Origin of the sequence: Bacillus sp. FSL K6-6038, from assembly GCF_038050455.1 — a bacterium.
Taxonomy (GTDB): domain Bacteria; phylum Bacillota; class Bacilli; order Bacillales; family Bacillaceae_G; genus Bacillus_A; species Bacillus_A pseudomycoides.
On the sequence record NZ_JBBOUH010000001.1, the window covers coordinates 392776 to 411160 of the forward strand.

15 protein-coding genes and 2 riboswitches are annotated in these 18385 nt (G+C 35.8%); of the genes, 12 read left to right on the forward strand and 3 right to left on the reverse strand.

Translation table 11 applies throughout. From position 1 onward, the window contains the following. Positions 1–19 precede the first annotated feature (19 nt). Entirely contained in the window at positions 20–2920 is a 2901-nt protein-coding gene (locus NSQ40_RS02060; RefSeq protein WP_258248412.1) for a YhgE/Pip domain-containing protein, read from the forward strand. A 34-nt stretch (positions 2921–2954) separates the two neighbouring features. On the opposite strand, the gene NSQ40_RS02065 is transcribed toward NSQ40_RS02060, so the two are convergent. Beyond that, positions 2955–5147: a DNA topoisomerase III gene (locus tag NSQ40_RS02065; RefSeq protein WP_003205730.1), complete on the reverse strand. Its 2193-nt coding sequence runs from the start codon at positions 5145–5147 to the stop codon at positions 2955–2957. Between the two features lie 663 nt (positions 5148–5810). On the opposite strand from NSQ40_RS02065, the gene NSQ40_RS02070 reads away from it, so the two are divergent. The 7 genes from NSQ40_RS02070 to ilvA all read left to right on the forward strand — a co-directional run bounded on the left by NSQ40_RS02070 (position 5811) and on the right by ilvA (position 12950). Beyond that, entirely contained in the window at positions 5811–6764 is a 954-nt protein-coding gene (locus NSQ40_RS02070) for an ABC transporter permease (protein ID WP_098159102.1), read from the forward strand. A gap of 58 nt (positions 6765–6822) precedes the next feature. Beyond that, a complete protein-coding gene (locus NSQ40_RS02075; protein WP_371393780.1) occupies positions 6823–7725 on the forward strand; it encodes an iron chelate uptake ABC transporter family permease subunit in 903 nt (300 codons plus the stop codon). Beyond that, positions 7719–8477 carry an iron ABC transporter ATP-binding protein gene (locus NSQ40_RS02080; RefSeq protein WP_018782594.1) on the forward strand — a complete coding sequence of 253 codons (759 nt, stop codon included), beginning with the start codon at positions 7719–7721 and terminating at the stop codon, positions 8475–8477. Before NSQ40_RS02075 ends, NSQ40_RS02080 begins: the two co-directional genes overlap by 7 nt. 73 nt (positions 8478–8550) lie before the next feature. Further along, complete coding sequence (locus NSQ40_RS02085) at positions 8551–9498, forward strand: siderophore ABC transporter substrate-binding protein (protein ID WP_258248411.1); 948 nt, start codon at positions 8551–8553, stop codon at positions 9496–9498. 300 nt (positions 9499–9798) lie between these two features. After that, positions 9799–9908, forward strand: a riboswitch (TPP riboswitch). Between the two features lie 60 nt (positions 9909–9968). Then, on the forward strand, positions 9969–10793 hold the full coding sequence (thiM, locus tag NSQ40_RS02090; RefSeq protein WP_338133144.1) for a hydroxyethylthiazole kinase: 825 nt from the start codon (positions 9969–9971) through the stop codon (positions 10791–10793). A gap of 6 nt (positions 10794–10799) precedes the next feature. Then, positions 10800–11474, forward strand: a complete 675-nt coding sequence (thiE, locus tag NSQ40_RS02095) for a thiamine phosphate synthase (protein ID WP_003205735.1) — start codon at positions 10800–10802, stop codon at positions 11472–11474. A 267-nt stretch (positions 11475–11741) separates the two neighbouring features. Next, entirely contained in the window at positions 11742–12950 is a 1209-nt protein-coding gene (gene ilvA / locus NSQ40_RS02100) for a threonine ammonia-lyase (RefSeq protein WP_003205737.1), read from the forward strand. Between the two features lie 74 nt (positions 12951–13024). On the opposite strand, the gene NSQ40_RS02105 is transcribed toward ilvA, so the two are convergent. Both NSQ40_RS02105 and NSQ40_RS02110 read right to left on the reverse strand, forming a co-directional pair. After that, a complete protein-coding gene (locus NSQ40_RS02105; RefSeq protein WP_033798021.1) occupies positions 13025–14338 on the reverse strand; it encodes an anaerobic C4-dicarboxylate transporter family protein in 1314 nt (437 codons plus the stop codon). A 277-nt stretch (positions 14339–14615) separates the two neighbouring features. Then, positions 14616–14858: a hypothetical protein gene (locus NSQ40_RS02110; protein WP_224796089.1), complete on the reverse strand. Its 243-nt coding sequence runs from the start codon at positions 14856–14858 to the stop codon at positions 14616–14618. Positions 14859–14917: 59 nt separating this feature from the next. Further along, a riboswitch (TPP riboswitch) is annotated at positions 14918–15019 on the forward strand. 104 nt (positions 15020–15123) lie between these two features. Between NSQ40_RS02110 and NSQ40_RS02115 the strand changes: the two genes are divergently transcribed. The 4 genes from NSQ40_RS02115 to NSQ40_RS02130 are packed head-to-tail and all read left to right on the forward strand — an operon-like array spanning position 15124 to position 17933. Beyond that, positions 15124–15444 carry an MTH1187 family thiamine-binding protein gene (locus NSQ40_RS02115; protein ID WP_003203779.1) on the forward strand — a complete coding sequence of 107 codons (321 nt, stop codon included), beginning with the start codon at positions 15124–15126 and terminating at the stop codon, positions 15442–15444. Next, positions 15416–16192, forward strand: a complete 777-nt coding sequence (locus tag NSQ40_RS02120) for an ABC transporter permease (protein WP_033795847.1) — start codon at positions 15416–15418, stop codon at positions 16190–16192. Before NSQ40_RS02115 ends, NSQ40_RS02120 begins: the two co-directional genes overlap by 29 nt. Continuing rightward, on the forward strand, positions 16189–17187 hold the full coding sequence (locus NSQ40_RS02125) for an ABC transporter substrate-binding protein (protein WP_018766537.1): 999 nt from the start codon (positions 16189–16191) through the stop codon (positions 17185–17187). Before NSQ40_RS02120 ends, NSQ40_RS02125 begins: the two co-directional genes overlap by 4 nt. Continuing rightward, entirely contained in the window at positions 17184–17933 is a 750-nt protein-coding gene (locus NSQ40_RS02130; RefSeq protein ID WP_003194769.1) for an ABC transporter ATP-binding protein, read from the forward strand. Before NSQ40_RS02125 ends, NSQ40_RS02130 begins: the two co-directional genes overlap by 4 nt. The last annotated feature ends 452 nt before the right edge of the window (positions 17934–18385 follow it).

Below are 18385 nucleotides of genomic sequence, written 5' to 3' on the forward strand. Positions count from 1 at the left end.
TAATTAGGTGATAGCTTATATGAAACAGATATGGCGTATTTATACGACAGACTTACGGAATGTAGCCAAACATTGGGCTGCGATTGTAATTGTATTAGGACTTATGATTTTGCCATCGTTATATGCATGGTTTAACATTAAAGCTTCCTGGGATCCATATGGGAACACGAAAGATGTTCCAATTGCAGTTTCCAACCAAGATGCTGGATCAAATTTACGGGGAAAAGATATTAACATCGGGAATGAAATTGTAGATTCGCTCAAAAAGAATAAAAATATGGGATGGAAATTTGTTGATGAAAAGCAAGCAATTTATGGAGTAGAACACGGGGATTATTATGCAAGTATTACGATTCCGAAAGATTTCTCTGAAAAAATTGCAACGGTAATTAGCGATAACCCACAAAAACCAGAACTTGATTATTTTGTGAATGAAAAGGTCAATGCCATTGCACCGAAAATTACAGCGAAAGGTGCATCAGGTATAACAGAAGAAATCAGTAAAAACTTCGTTAAAACAGCAAACGGTGAGATTTTTGAAATCTTCAATGACCTTGGAATCGATTTAGAAACAAACTTACCAAGTATTGAAAAAGTAAAGGATCTTGTATTTAAGTTAGAAGCAGAGTTCCCAGAAATGTATAAACTTGTGGATACAGCGTTAGATGATGCGACTAGAGCACAAGATCTTGTGAAAGTTGCACAAGAAGATTTACCGGTTGTGGAAAGCGTGATTAATGACGGACAGGAAACGCTGAAAAACTTAGATAAATTCTTTGCAAACAATGACCAAAGATTAAAAGATGCTCCTGGAGCGATACGGAACGACTTAACTGTGGTGAAAGATGGCATGGATAAGGCAACAGCCTTTACTAATTTCTTAATGAATCCAGGAGTTGACTTGAATCTTCCAGATCTTTCTCAGCTGCCTAAACTTCCAGAGTTCCCGGCAATGCCACAACTTCCAGATCTTCCAAAGTTGAATACTGAGGGATATAAAAATATTGCCAGAAATATTAATCAAACGGTAAACAATGTGTTGAGTTCAGCACGTACGGGAACTGCATATGCACAAGGCGTTATGAATGGCTTGCAAAATGGAAAGTTTGATCCAGAGAGAGCGAAGCAAGAACTCAACCAGGCTTCCGATAATCTGCAAGGTCATACTGACGGTGTTTCTTATCTTATCGATGTGTTGACTAAACTTAAAGAAGCGGCACCAAATAAGGAAGAAACGTTTTTCCAAAAGAGAATAGATCATTTAACTAATTTAAAAAATGGTATGGAGAATGCAAACAATGGTATTAAAGATCTTGTAAATATTATTGGCACAGGTCAAGAAGTAAAACAAGATGTGAGAGATGCTGTTAATCAAAAATTAAATGCAGTAAATGGTTTAATTGATCAAGCTGAAAAAGATTATAATGAAACTTTTGTAGCGGATTATGAAAAAGCGGTCAGCACTGCTGAACAAATTAAAGATGAAGCAGGTCAGCTTAAAGATCAAACAACTAATACAATAAATGAAACATACGAAAAAACAAAGGCTGAATATAATAAAGCAAGAGATAGTATTGAGAATGCTAAATCTGACCTTCAAAAAGCAAAAGAAGACTTGCAAAATAAAGGTGTTAATGGTCTAGATTCAACGAAAGTAGCTTTAAACAGCTTAAATGGCCAATTCCAAGCAGGTATCAGTATGATTGATGATATGATTCCTGTACTAGAGAGTGCAAACAAGGTTTTAGCTGATGTAAACAGTGATAAAAATCTTGATAACGGAATTGCAAAATTAAATAAAGTAAAAAGTGCTCTTGAAAAGGGTGTGGATGCAACAAATAAAGGGGTTACACTTATTAACAATGGGCAAAAACCTACAAAAGATGTAATTGAAAGCATTAATGAAGCATCGAAAAATGGTTCAGCACAATTAGGAGACTTCTTAGCTCGTTACGATTCAGAAATCGTTCCAAGCTTTAACGTAGCAATCGCACGTACAAAAGAGACGTCAAAAAATACATCTAAGCTTTTAAACGACGCAGATAAAAAGCTTCCAGATGTAAAAAAACTGCTTGAAGATTCATCAAAAGGCTTAGTAGAAGGTACGAAGAAAGTTGAAGATATTAAAGCAGAAATGCCAGCTACTGAGAAAAAGATTAAAGAATTAGCAGATAAAATTCGTAAATTTGAATCGGAAGAAGATATAAAAGATATCATCAAGTTATTGAAAAATGATGTTGAACAGCAAAGTGATTACTTTGCAAATCCAGTAAATTTAAAAGAAAATAAATTATTTGCGATGCCAAACTACGGTTCGGGGATGTCACCATTCTATACAGTGCTTGCATTATGGGTAGGGGCACTTTTAATGGTTTCATTATTAACAGTAGAAGTACATGAGCCAGAGGCAAATTATAAGAGTCATGAGATTTACTTCGGACGCTTTTTAACATTCTTAACGATAGGTCTTGCACAGGCGTTTATCGTATCGATGGGAGATATTTTCTTACTTGGTACGTATGTAGTTGATAAGTTTTGGTTTGTTCTATTCAGCTTATTCATTGGTGGAGTCTTTGTTTGTATCGTGTATTCACTCGTTTCTGTTTTCGGAAACATTGGGAAATCGATGGCAATCATTTTACTCGTACTACAAGTAGCTGGATCAGGCGGAACATTCCCAATTCAAATGCTTCCAAAATTCTTCCAATTGATATATCCGTTCTTACCGTTCACATATGCAATTAGCGTGATTCGTGAAACAGTGGGCGGAATGCTTTGGGATATTGTGATAAGAGATCTTCTCGTGTTAAGTGTCTTTGTGGTAATCATGCTTGTACTTGCATTGGTACTGAAAACACCGATTAACAAGTCGAGTGAGAAATTTGTTGAGAATGCAAAAGGAAGTAAAATTATTCATTAAAAAAAGTTCCTACCGAGAGCGGTAGGAACTTTTTTTATTCAAATTTTAACTTTTTTAATGCTTCTGCTAGTGCGTTATTTAATGGCTCTTCTTCTTCTTTTTGTTGCTGCTTCATATATTTTTGCACGTAGCGTTTATCTGCTTTATTTCCTGATTCTTTCTTGCGGCGCTCTTGGAATGTAGAAAGCTTCTCGCGATATCCACATTTACATGCGAAGATTTGCCCATCTCCTTCACCGCGAAGTTCTAGTTTTTTCTTACATTGAGGGCATCTTGCATTTGTCGTACGGGATACATTTTTACGATGACCACATTCGCGGTCTTGGCATACAAGCATTTTACCTTTTTTGCCGTTTACTTCAAGCATCGGTTTGCCACAGTCTGGACAAGTTTTTGTTGAAATGTTTTCATGCTTATACTTTTTATCGCTTGATTTAATTTCAGCAACGATTTCTTTTGTATAGTTTTTCATCTCGGAAATGAAAATTTCTTTTTTTAATTTACCTTTTGCGATAGCTTCAAGTTTTTGTTCCCATTCAGCAGTTAGTGTAGGAGATTTTAGTTCTTCCGGTACTAAATCAAGTAACTGACGACCTTTTGATGTAATGTGAATATCTTTACCACGTTTTTCAATCAAGAATGAATTAAATAGTTTGTCAATAATGTCAGCTCGTGTAGCCACAGTACCTAATCCACCAGTTGATTTTAACGTATCAGCAAGTTGTTTGTTTTGCGTATCCATGTATTTTGTAGGGTTTTCCATTGCTGAAAGTAACGTTGCTTCATTAAAGCGTGCAGGTGGTTTTGTTTGACCTGATGTTTGAGCAATTAGTTTTACGCTTAATGTATCGCCTTTTTCAATGCGAGGTAAAATTTGCTCTTTTAAATCTTCAACTGCATCGTCATCTTCAAAGCGGTTTTCATATACTTCTTTCCAACCAGAATGTAAAATCGTTTTGCCACGTGCAACAAACGTTTCATCACCAATTTTCGTGCGTAATGTTAGTTGTTCATATTCAAAGGCTGGGAATAAAACTGCTAAGAAACGTTTTACCACTAAATCATAAATTTTGCGTTCTTTATCTGTGAAAGCTGAGAAATTCACATAGCTTTCCGTTGGGATGATTGCGTGATGATCGCTTACTTTACTATCATCAACAAATGCTTTAGTGGATTTTATAGGCTTATTTAAAATTTTATGAGCTAAAGGACGGTATTCTCCTACTCCACACGCTTTTAGACGCTCTGGAAGTGTTCCGACGATATCAGATGAAATATAGCGTGAATCTGTACGAGGGTAAGTGAGTACTTTATGTTGCTCATATAATTTTTGCATAATGTTTAATGTTTCTTTTGCAGAGTAACCAAAGATTTTATTCGCATCACGTTGTAGCTCAGTTAAATCATAAAGACCAGGAGCGAATGATTTTTTCTGCTTTTTCTCAATTTCCGTGACAGTGGCATTTTGTTTATCGAGTTTTTTCACAATCGTATCGATTTTCGCTTTATCAAAACTACGACCATTGCCTTTCCCATCTTGCCAAGTTAGCTTTAACTTATCTGTTGTTTGAGCTTCAATCCCGTAGTATGTTTGAGCTTTAAAGTTTTTAATTTCGTCTTCACGACCTGCAATGATAGCCACAGTAGGTGTTTGTACACGACCACAGTTTAGTTGAGCATTAAATCGAGTAGTTAATGCACGTGTTGCATTAAGCCCGATATACCAGTCAGCCTCCGAACGTGCGACAGCTGAAGCGTATAAATTTTCATATGCTTTACCTGGCTTTAAGTTTGCGAAGCCATCTTTGATTGCTTTATCAGTAACAGATGAAATCCATAGACGCTTGATAGGTTTATTAATTTTAACTTTATCAATAATCCAACGCGCGACTAATTCTCCCTCTCTTCCTGCGTCTGTAGCCACTATTATTTCGGTAACATCTTTTCTAATCAGTTGACTTTTAACGGCATTAAACTGTTTGCCAGTTTGCTTAATCACTGTCAATTTCAAACGTTCAGGTAGCATTGGCAGATCTTCTAGATTCCACTTTTTATATTTCACATCATAGCTTTCTGGGTCTGCTAATGTAACAAGATGCCCTAAAGCCCAAGTAACGATATATTTATTACCTTCAAGATAACCATTTCCTTTTTTATCACACTTCAATACACGTGCAATATCACGTGCAACAGAAGGTTTTTCAGCAATTACAACACTTTTTGCCATATTTAAAACATCCTTTCAAGTTTCCGTAAGTTAAATATAGCATACATCCTTTGCGGATTCAGTTATGCCGAAGATTCTAACCTTTTGTTATGAATTAAATACTCTATATCCTTGACTAGTTAAGAGGGTGAAAATTTTAGTATTTCGGATATAACAAAATAGTAGGATATCTTTATCCTTTTTTAAAAGGACAAACCATTATTTCACAAGGCGGAAAAGTATCAAAACGCGATGTTGCGAAGTATATGAAACAATAAAATCAAGATGATGAGCCGCGTAATCCTGCGTTAGCGGAAGCTTTGGCAAAATTGAAATTTGGTTCAAAAGAAAAAGAAGAAAGTGCAATTTTTCTTATCTCAAAGGGAAGTTGGGCTTTTTATTAATTCTATAGATATAATAAGTTTCCTAATATGAATAAAAAAGCGATATAAACAATAATGGAATTCATTGACATTGTTAATGAATTTCATTATCATTAAGGAGGTAATCTAATTATTGCCAAAACGTCAGATTGAAAGTATAGAGTATACCTTTAATTGATAAAGAGAATCATTTTCTTTTCTGTTATCTTATAAATAGACAAAGGGGGATAAAATGATAGGATTATAATCTGTATGAAATCAAATGATGGCGACAGAACATAATCTGCACCATGAAGAAATTATGAAAAAGAGATATTTGTTTATCATGCTTATTGTTTTATCAATTGTGTCTATTTTTATCGGTGTAAAAGAGGTTAATCTAGCAGATATTTTGCACTGGAATCAAGAAAAAATGCAAATTGTATTTATTAGTAGATTACCACGTCTAATCAGTATTATTGTTGCTGGTGTTAGCTTAAGTATAAGTGGTTTAATTATGCAGCAACTTAGCAGAAATAAATTTGTATCCCCGACAACTGCGGGGACAATGGATAGTGCAAAGCTAGGGGTTTTAGTTTCATTGATGCTATTCACGACAGCGAGCCCGCTTGAAAAAATGTTTGTTGCATTTGTCTTTGCATTAGCTGGTACATTTTTATTTATGCAAATTTTGAAGAGAATTAAGTTTAAGGATGCGATTTTTATCCCGCTTGTGGGAATTATGTTTGGGAACATTATCAGCTCTATAACGACATTCTTTGCTTATAAATACGACCTAATTCAGAACATTTCTGCATGGCTACAAGGGGATTTTTCAATGGTGATGAAAGGAAGATATGAAATTTTATATTTAAGTATCCCACTTGTCATTATCGCCTTCTTATATGCAAATCGATTTACAGTTTCTGGAATGGGTGAAGATTTTGCGGCCAACTTAGGGATGAATTACAACCGAGTGCTAAATATCGGACTAATTATCGTTTCTTTAATCGCCGCATTAGTTGTTTTGACTGTTGGTATGATTCCATTTCTAGGGCTTATTATTCCGAATATTGTTTCTATTTATCGTGGAGATAATTTAAAGAATAGTTTACCTCATACTGCTTTACTAGGAGCGGTCTTTGTACTTGCTTGCGATATACTTGGCCGCGTCGTTATTTATCCGTACGAGATTTCTATTGGCCTTACAGTGGGAGTGATTGGAAGCGGAATCTTCCTTTATTTATTGGTGAGGAGAAACGCATATGCAGCATAGAAAACAAACAAGTCATAAAAAAATGTTGGCAGTGCTTGCCATTGCATCAGTTGTAGCCATGGGGATATTTTTATTTATTAACTTAAATATGAATACATTAGATTATGCATTGCCAAGAAGAGGTAAGAAATTGTTGGCAATGGTTATAACGGGCGGAGCAATTGCGTTTTCGTCTATGATTTTTCAAACAATTAGTAACAACCGTATTTTAACACCAAGCATTATCGGTCTAGATTCACTTTATATGTTTATGCAAACATTTGTAGTGTTTGTATTCGGTTCAAAACATATCACAATGATGAATACAAATGTTAATTTTCTTGTATCAGTAAGCTTAATGGTTATTTTTTCACTGTTTCTTTATAAATTTCTCTTTAAGAGAGAAGGAAGCAATATTTATTTCTTATTGTTAATTGGATTAATATTTGGAACGTTCTTTCAAAGTTTATCCTCTTTTATGCAAGTACTCATTGATCCAAATGAGTTTCAAATTGTACAAGGGAAAATGTTTGCAAGTGTAAATAACGTGAGAACAGAGTTACTTGTAACGTCTATCATTGGGATTCTATTAGTTCTCGCTTACGTATATAAAGAACTGAAGTTATTAGATGTACTATCGCTAGGAAGAGAAGAGGCTATTAATTTAGGTGTAGATTACGATAAAGTTGTGAAAAAGCTTTTAATTGTAATTGCAATTCTAGTTTCTATTTCTACAGCGCTAGTTGGACCAATTACATTTTTAGGATTACTTGTAGTAAACGTTGCGCGTGAATGTTTACGTACATACAGGCACAAATATTTAATAGCAGGTTCTATCTTTATTAGTATTATTGCCCTAGTAGGGGGACAATTAATTGTTGAAAGGTTGTTTGAATTTAATACAACTTTAAGCGTTATTGTGAATTTTGTTGGTGGAGTATACTTCATCTATCTTCTATTAAAGGAGAGCAAGGCATGGTAGAAGTAAGAAATATATCAAAGCAATATGGAAATAACAATGTTGTTGAAGATGTTTCTATTAAAATAGAAAAAGGTAAAATCACATCTTTTATCGGACCGAATGGAGCTGGAAAAAGTACGGTTCTTTCTATGATGAGTAGGCTGTTACAAAAAGATGCTGGTGAAATCTATATAGAGGATAAAGAAATTGGCGAATGGAAGAGTAATGAGCTTGCCAAAAAAATCTCTATTTTAAAGCAAACGAATCATATCAATTTAAGACTTACGATTCGGGAATTAGTTAGTTTTGGGAGATTTCCGTATTCACAAGGAAATCTGTCCGAAGAAGATTGGAATCATATCGAGGAAGCCATTAACTATATGGAGCTTGAAGATATTCAATATAAGTACTTAGATCAGCTTAGTGGTGGGCAGCGGCAAAGGGCATATATCGCTATGGTTATTGCTCAAAATACAGAATATATTTTGCTAGATGAGCCATTGAACAACTTAGATATGAAGCATTCCGTACAAATTATGAAAGTGCTAAGACGCTTAGTTGAAGAACTGGGTAAAACAGTTGTAATTGTAATCCATGATATTAACTTTGCTTCTTGTTACTCTGATTATATTGTTGCTTTAAAAGATGGAAAAGTAATGAAAGAGGGAGCAACAAATGAAATCATTGACCCGATTGTTTTGAAGGATATTTATGATATGGATATTCATATTGAAGAAATAGCGGGAAATAATATTTGTATTTATTTTTCATAAGAGGAAGTTATTTTGATAGTACTAGCTTGCTATCGATTTAAATAATTTTAAAAAATTTATAGAGGTGATTGAAGTGAAGAAATTAGCGATGCTACTATTAACTTTCATGCTTGCTATCGTCGCGGTAGCATGTAGCAATAACGCTTCTTCTGAGAAGAAGACAGAAGCGAGTGAAAGTAAATCAAAAGAGATGACGATTAAGCACAAATTAGGAGAAACGAAAGTTAAAACTAACCCGAAAAAAGTTGTCGTATTTGACTTTGGTTCCTTAGATACATTAGATAAATTAGGTGTTGAAGTAACTGGTGTACCACAAAAGAATACACCAGAGTACCTTTCTAAATATAAAGATAAAAAGTATACAAACGTTGGTGGTTTAAAAGAGCCAGATTTTGAAAAAATTAACGAAATTGCACCAGATTTAATTATTATTTCTGCAAGACAAGCTGATTCATATAAAGAATTCTCAAAAATTGCTCCAACAATTTATGTAGAACATGATACTAAAGATTATATGAAATCATTTAAAGACAACACAGAAATGTTAGCAAAAATCTTTGGAAAAGAAGATAAAGCGAAAAAAGAAATTGCAGCAGTTGAAAAGGATGTAAAAGCATTAAATGAAAAAGCTACGAAAAGTGACAAAAAAGGTTTAGTTATTAAAGCAAATGACGGTAAAGTAAGTGCGTATGGTCCGGAATCTCGTTTTGGTATTATCCATGATGTGTTTGGAGTAATTCCTGCGGATAAAGAGATTCAAGCATCTACTCATGGTAATAATGTATCATTTGAATATATTCTCGAAAAGAACCCTGATTACTTATTCGTAATCGATAGCGGTGTTGTTACTGGTGGTAAATCTTCTGCGAAACAAGTAGTTGAAAATGAACTTGTTAACAAAACAAATGCTGCGAAAAACAACAATGTAATCTATTTAGATGCAAACTACTGGTACCTATCTGGTGGCGGACTTGAGTCTGTATCAGAAATGGTGAAAGAAGTATCTAAAGGCTTAAAATAATATGAAAGATAGTGGTAGGGATTTTAATTTCCTATCACTATTTTATATATATAAATCCATTTTGATTTTTCAATATATAAGTCGCTGCTCCGAAGAACAAAAAGTGACCCGCTCTCATTTTGTTTGAACTTGGCATGGGGCTAAAAGAGGACCTGACCGCTTCTATGCATGGCAGGATGCTCTCTCCCACCTAAAAAAGGGTTTTTATCGTTTTTTCAATTTGTACTTACATATTAAGATGACAAAAACGTGTAACTTGTTATTTTAAGAGAATAAGAGTAGACTCTGAATTAGATGAATAAGAAAACACATGGGAGTTTGCGGAAGCAAACTGAGAGTACGGCTAATCTGTCGTTGACCATTTGAACCTGTTGGATAATGCCAGCGTAGGGAGAGTGTAAAAGCACATATTCAGGCACTTTGCATACGCGAAGTGTCTTTTTGTGTATCTCCCATTACTAAATTAGGAGATGAAAAGAATGAATTTACAAGAAATCGCAAAAGTAGTGGAAGTAGTAAGAGAGTCTAATCCACTTGTGCATAATATTACAAATGTTGTTGTGACAAATTTTACGGCCAATGGTTTACTTGCAGTAGGAGCATCACCAGTTATGGCGTATGCAAAAGAAGAAGTGGCTGAAATGGCTAGCATTGCAGGAGCACTTGTTTTAAATATGGGTACGCTTCGTCCTGAAGAAGTAGAAGCGATGCTAATTGCTGGAAAGTCTGCGAATACACATCATGTACCAATATTATTTGATCCAGTTGGTGCTGGAGCTACTTCTTACCGAACTGAAGTAGCAAGACATATTCCAAGTGAAGTGAAATTAGCAATGATTCGCGGGAATGCAGCGGAAATTGCTAATGTTATCAATGAAAAATGGGAAATTAAAGGTGTTGATGTTGGTGCTGGAAATGGAGATGGAGATGTTGTAGGAATTGCGAAACAAGCAGCAGATGAACTAGATACAGTCGCGGTTATTACCGGAAAAGAAGATGTTGTAACAAATGGTGAGCGAACTTTTATCATTCGTAACGGCCATCCAATCTTAACGAAAGTTACAGGGACGGGATGTTTGTTAACTTCTGTAATGGGAGCATTTACAGCGGTTGAAAAAGATTATGTGAAAGCAGCAGTTGCTGCATTAACGTTTTATGGGGTAGCAGCAGAAATCGCTGCTGCAAAAACCGTGGAGCTAGGACCGGGCAGTTTCCAAATCGAATTTTTGAATCAGCTAGCAAACATTACTGTGGATGATATTGAACAATATGGAAATATCCAAGAGGTGCAGTAAGAAAGGATGAGGGAAATGGCGCGCATTAATCAACAGCAAATGTCCAAATTATTGCAAGTGTATTTTATTATGGGTAGTAACAATTGCCAAAAGGATCCATTACGAGTAATGAAAGAAGCGCTAGATGGTGGAGTGACCCTTTTTCAATTTCGTGAAAAGGGTGAAGGAGCTTTAACTGGCAAAGAACGAGTCCATTTTGCAAAGCAGCTACAAGCACTTTGTAAAGAATATAATGTTCCATTTATCGTGAATGATGATGTAGACTTAGCAATTGAATTAGATGCAGATGGTATTCATGTTGGACAAGATGATGAAGGAATTACATCCGTTCGTGAAAAAATGGGAGATAAAATTGTTGGGGTATCTGCTCATACGATAGAAGAAGCACGCTTTGCCATTGCAAATGGGGCGGATTATTTAGGAGTAGGACCTATTTTTCCGACGAGTACGAAGAAAGATACAAAAGCGGTGCAAGGAACGAAAGGATTACGTTATTTTAGAGAAGAGGGAATTACAATCCCGATTGTTGGTATTGGAGGAATTACAGTTGAAAATGCTGCCTCTGTTATAGAGGCAGGGGCTGATGGAGTTTCTGTTATTTCTACCATTAGTTTAGCGGATTCGCCTTATGAAAGTACGTCTTTACTGACAGGTATTTTTAATGATAAAGTGAAACTTTAATTAGTGGGGAGTCTTCATCCCACACTGATTATCATCCCTCACCAATTGGGCTTTTACGGGCAGTTAATCTCCCACCTATCTTCCTCGTTTCTCTCTGAATCTTGAGGCGGGAGTCTTACTGTCCGCGAATAGCGGGATAAATAGTGAAAATCGTTGATATATGGGAAGAACCATTTCTAATCTGAAGAAATGGTTTTTTGTCGTATAAAACAAAGTGTGCGGCTCAAACTAATATGTGTGAACATATATCGTTTCGGAGGGGAACATATGATTTCTTTACAAGATATTATAGCTGCTCATGAGAAAATGAAAGGCATTGTACATATGACACCACTGGATTATTCAAGTACATTTAGTGAATTATCAAAGAATGAAGTGTATTTAAAGCTTGAAAATCTACAAAAAACCGGCTCTTTTAAAGTACGTGGTTCTTATAATAAGATGGTTTCTTTAGAAAAAGGAGAACTAGAAAATGGAGTTATTGCAGCATCTGCTGGAAATCATGCACAAGGAGTTGCCTATTCTAGTAATATGCTCGGTATTCCTTGTACGATTGTGATGCCAAAAGGTGCCCCGCTTAGTAAAGTGCTAGCGACGAGGCGATACGGAGCACACGTGGAATTGCAAGGTGATGTATTTGACGATGCTTTAGCTTACGCACTTGATTTAAAAGAACAAACGGGAGCGAAGTTTGTTCACCCGTTTGATGATGAGGCTGTCATTGCTGGTCAAGGTACAGTTGGATTAGAAATTATGCAGCAGCTTGATGATATAGATGCAGTAATCTGTCCTGTTGGAGGCGGAGGTTTAATTGCAGGTATAGCGATGGCGATTAAAGAACAGAAGCCATCGGTAAAAATATATGGTGTACAAGCGCTTGCCTGTCCAGGTATGAAGCAATCCTTTGAAGAAAAGAAAGTAATTACAGTAGAATCTTCACCGACTATGGCAGATGGAATCGCGGTAAAAAGACCAGGTGAGCTTACTTTTCAGCTTGTAGAGCGCTACGTAGATGATATTTTTTGTGTGGATGAAATGGAAATTGCACGAACGATGCTAATGCTACTTGAACGCAATAAATTATTAGTAGAGGGGTCCGGTGCTAGTTCATTAGCGGCGCTACTATATCAAAAAGTACCTGTGAAAGAAAAAAAGGTTGTGTCAGTTTTAAGTGGAGGGAATGTCGACGTAAACTTTATCACTCGTATTATTGAACATGGAATGGTTGAAGCTGGTCGATTTGTTCACATTGCGACAACAATTAAGGATAAACCAGGACATTTGCAACACTTACTTGAAATTGTGACAAATTTTGAAGCGAACGTATTACATATTCATTTAGAGAGAATTGGAACAAAGGTGTTTCCTGGGTATGCACAGCTCCATTTATCGTTAGAAACGAAAGATAAAAACCATATTGAAAAAGTGCTAAGCGCGATAGAGAAGAAAGGATATAATGTAGAGGTTATTGAATAAAGAATTTAAACAAACGTTTGATTAAATGAAAAAAGCACAAACTTTATTCAGAAAAAGTTTGTGCTTTTTATATATTAAAACATAATTGAAATTAGTAGCATCCCAATTCCAATGGAAGCAAATGTCGCAACCAGACCAGGAATCATAAAGCTATGATTTAATACATATTTACCAATACGTGTTGTTCCTGTACGGTCAAAGTTGATCGCAGCAACAATTGTTCCGTAGTTTGGAATGAAGAAATAACCGTTTACTGCAGGGAACATGGCAATAAGAAGTGCTGGTGAAATACCAAGTGATAATCCGAGTGGCATTAAAGCACGTACTGTTGCAGCTTGGCTATATAGTAAAATAGATAGGATAAATAGCGCAATAGCGAATAACCATGGTGCGCTTGTTACTAGGTGTTGAATCGATCCTTGAATCGTACTTAAGTTTCCATTGAAGAATGTGTCTCCCATCCAAGCGATACCGAAGATTGCAACAACGGCTGTAGCGCCGGCTTTGAAGACATTTCCAGATACAATGCTTTCTACATTTGGCTTACAGAAGATAATAATAAGAGCAGCAATTGTTAACATTACCATTTCAATTGTGTTTGGCATTGAAAGCCGAACTAATTTTCCGTCTATCATCCATCCTGGACGAAGTGCTTCGAATGAACCAAGAAGAACAACAAAAATAGTTGCAAATAAGAAGAGAACAACAGATAATTTGGCGCCCTTTGCACCGATAAATTCTTTCTTTTCTTCAAGTTTAGGAATCATTCCTTCTTTTAATCGTTTCAAGTATTCAGGGTCTTCATTTAACTCTTTACCCATTTTGCTGGCAACGAAAGCAGCTAGCATACAAGCGATGAAAGTAGAAGGAATACTTACTTTTAAAATATCTAACAATGTAATTTTATAATCAGCTAGCATTGCTAACAGGGCCACAGTTGCAGCAGAGATTGGACTTGCTGTAATTGCTTGTTGCGAAGCGATTACGGCAATTGACATCGGGCGTTCAGGTCTAATTCCTGATTCACGTGATACCTCTGCAATAACGGGAAGTACGGAATAGGCAACATGCCCAGTTCCAGCGCACAATGTAAATAAATATGTCACAATAGGTGCGAAAAATGTAATGCGCTTCGGGTTTTTACGAAGTGCTTTTTCTGCAAGATGAACAAGGTAATCCATTCCACCTGCAGCTTGTAAGGCACCTGCAGCTGTAATGACTGCTAAAATCATCAGCATAACGTCAATAGGAGGAGCTGTAGGTTGTAAATGGAATACGAATACAAGTATTGCCATACCAACTCCACCCATTACCCCTAGTCCAACTCCACCAAGGCGTGCACCGATAAAAATGCAGAGTAATAAGGTAATAAATTGTAGCCAAAACATGATGAAACACCTCCGAAATCTATATGGTAAGATATTTTTGAATAATTTAATTTGAATGCCAATTATTAAATTAAACAAATAAAAACCTGTTAAATCAACCTTTTTATTATATAACACATAAAATGTAACATTCACTATATTTTGTGACATTATTTCGGAAAAACAATTACTTTAATTTAATATATAAATAAGAAATAATGGACGTATAGTAAATGTGTTGCAAAGAAAAAAGCAGAAACGAATTCATCCATTTCTGCTTTTTTCTTATGAAAGAGACTTATTTTAGAGATTCTTTAATTTGTGTGAAAATATTAATAGCAAAAATGATAATAGCAAGAACAACAAGAATACTTCCACCAGCAACAAAAGGTATAGCTGCATGGTAGCCATAAATCTCAAGAGCGAGTGCAATCATCGTAATCGGTAGTCCGATATTTAAGAGCCAAAAATGCCATTTACCAAGTTTTGAGGCACCAGCTTCTTTGAAAATATATGACCAATAGTTTATGAGCGGTATCATATTATGAAAAAAATGTGGATTTGTTTGTTTGAAAAAATAAATCATGCTACAATGAAAACGAATTAAGACCGGGGAGCCAATTGGCTGAGAGGATGTAAGTAAGCATCGACCCTCAACCTGATCTGGATAATGCCAGCGTAGGGAGTTACTTAAAGTGATGTAAGCAGATGTTGTTGTATAATAACTTGCATACAAGGCTTTCCTACGTATTTTGTAGGAAAGCCTTTTCTTTTTACAAAACATATTTTGCAAGGAGGATTTTCGGATGTCACAACAAGTTACAATTTCATTTTCAGTCGTACCACAAGCAAAAACGAAAGATGTGTATGCCGTTGTTGATAAAGCAATTGAAGTCGTACAACAATCGGGTGTTCGTTATGAAGTAGGTGCGATGGAAACAACACTAGAAGGAGAATTAGACATGCTTCTTGACGTGATTAAACGTGCACAACAAGCTTGTGTCGATGCTGGAGCAGAAGAGGTTATTACTTCTATTAAAATTCATTATCGTCCAAGTACAGGTGTAACGATTGATGAGAAAGTTTGGAAGTACCGTGATGAATATGAAAAACCAGAAACGATCTAACATAACAATTACAACGATTTGGCTTATCCTTCTCATTGCTATATGGGAAGGATCTGTTTCATTATTTCGAATTGAACCGTGGATTTTACCCAAGCCTTCTACTATTGTACAGGAACTGATTGGAATGAAAGATTTATTGTTGCCAAATACAATGCAAACACTACAAGAAGTTATCATCGGATTATTCTTTGCGATTTTACTTGGAACGAGTATTGCAATTATTATGGATGTGATTCCGTTATTTCGCATTTTAATTAATCCGTTACTCGTAATATCACAAACGATACCGATTGTTGTGCTAGCACCTTTATTCATTATTTGGTTTGGGTATGGGATGCTGCCGAAAGTGATGGTCGTGATTCTTGTTTGCTTCTTTCCGATTGCCTTGAGTATTTTAGAAGGTTTCCAAACAGTAGATAAGAACATGCTTAAGTTATTACAAACAATGCGTGCGACGAAATGGCAAATCTATCAGAAGGTAAAATTTCCAGCCGTGCTTCCATACTTTTTCTCTGGATTAAAAATTGCGGTTACATATAGCGTAATGGGAGCGATTATTGGAGAATGGCTTGGTGCGAGCGAAGGATTAGGAGTTATGCTCACAAGAGCTACAAAATCCTTTTTAACAGCTCGTGTATTTGGTATTGCAGCAATTATTGTCATGGTGACAATGCTCTTGTATTTTATCGTAGAATTTATGGCAAGACTAACAGCACCATGGATATACAGAAAGGACGACAGAAAATGAAAAAAGGCTTAAAAGTGATGCTAGCTGCAATACTTGCAGCTGGTGTTGTTGGCTGTAATGCGGCGAAGAAAGAAGAGAGTACAGATAAAGGGAAGAAAGTAAAAGTTGTTTTAGACTGGTTCCCGAATACAAACCATACTGGTTTATATGTAGCAAAGACGAAAGACTACTATAAAAAACAAGGTTTAGACGTAGAAATCATTCAGCCGGGTGATAACGTATCGGCAGAGCAAATGATTGCATCAGGAAAAGCTGATTTCGGTGTAAGTTATCAAGAAAACGTAACATCAGCTCGTGTTGAAGGAATACCGGTTGTTTCAATTGGAGCAATTATTCAACATAATACATCTGCATTTGCATCACTGAAAAAAGATAATATTACCTCTCCGAAAGGGTTTGAAGGTAAGCGCTACGGCGGTTGGGGTGCACCAGCAGAAGAAGCGACGTTAAAAACAATTATGGATAAGCATCAAGCTGATTTTAGTAAAGTAGAAAAGGTTGTTCTTGGACAAACAGATTTCTTTAAATCAATTGGCCGCGATGCAGACTTTGAATGGATTTATTATGGCTGGGATGGCATTGAAGCAAAACGACAAGGAAAAGAATTAAATACGATCATGGTAAAAGATTTAGATCCAGCGTTAGATTTCTATAGTCCTGTCATTATTACAAGTGAAAAGCATACAAAGCAAGATAAAGATTTTGTGAAAAAATTCATGAACGCAACGGCAGAAGGATATAACTTTGCAATTAAAGAGCCAAAAGAAGCGGCTGATATTTTAATTAAAAATGTACCGGACATTAATAAAGAGTTAGTACAGGAGAGCCAAAAATGGTTAAGTACGAAGTATCAAGACGATGCGAAAGCGTGGGGAGTACAGAAGGAAGAAGTTTGGACGAATTATATGAATTTCTTACACGATAACAAAGTTATTAAAAAGAAAATTGATGTAAAAGATGCCTTTACAAACGAGTTCCTTCCAAGCGAAAAATGAACGGATTACAAATAAAAGATGTTGTGAAAGCATTTGATGGGAAAAATGTACTAGAAAAGATTAGTGCTTCTATACAAGAAGGTGAGTTTGTCTCGTTTGTAGGCCCAAGTGGTTGCGGAAAAAGCACGTTATTAAATCTGATTGCGAGTGTTGAAGAGGCAACTAGTGGTGAGGTAATCTATAACGATACCCTTGTTCAAAAACAGGATATTGTAAGTTATATGCCGCAACAAGATTTGTTGCTCCCGTGGCGTTCAGCACTACAAAATATTGTTCTTCCATTAGAAATTGATGGGAAGCCAAAGAAAGAGAGACTTACAGAAGGAATGGAAGCCTTGCAACAATTTGGTCTAGCTGAATACGCAAATTATTATCCAGATGCATTATCCGGTGGTATGCGTCAGCGTATTAGTTTCCTTCGTACCTATTTATGCGAAAAGCCGATTATGCTGCTTGATGAACCCTTTGGTAAGTTAGATGCATTTACAAAAATGGAAGTGCATCGTTGGCTTTTAGATTCATGGCATCAAGAGAAGCAAACAATCGTGATGGTAACACATGACTTAGATGAAGCGATTCTATTATCTGATCGTGTATTCATTATGTCACAAAGGCCAGCTACGATTGTAGGTGAAGTAAAGGTTAACTTACCACGTCCTCGAACGATGGAAATGTTAACATCTCTTGAGTTAAAAGAAGATAAGGCCGAGATTTTAGGGATATTGGCTCCTTATATGAGGAAGTAATGAAAGCTTCTTAACAGTTTTTGTGACTGTTAAGAAGCTTTTTGTTTTAGAGGGAGAAACAATGGGTTAAATGATTGAACAAAGAGTGGATTCACTCATTTTAGATTTTACAAGTCTGTATGCAATGGAGAAAATGTCCAAAGGAATTTTAAAAGAAAAAGAGGAACCAAAAGATTCATAACGAATAAAATATAAGAGCATGGTGCATGCTTATTATAAGACAATAATGATTTATAAAGGAGTGAAAGGATAAGATGACTTTATCAACTGTTCTTCAAATGGTTTTAGCTTGATATGGGAGAAGTCTGCCCATTTTTAAAGTTTAAGCCAAATTGAAGACAGCAGGTAAAGAACCTTAATCCTTTTTTACAATAGTAATGTGTAATGGGTAAGGTGTGTTCACCTTACCCATTTTTCATATATACAATTAAATAAGATCTTTATTTTGCTGT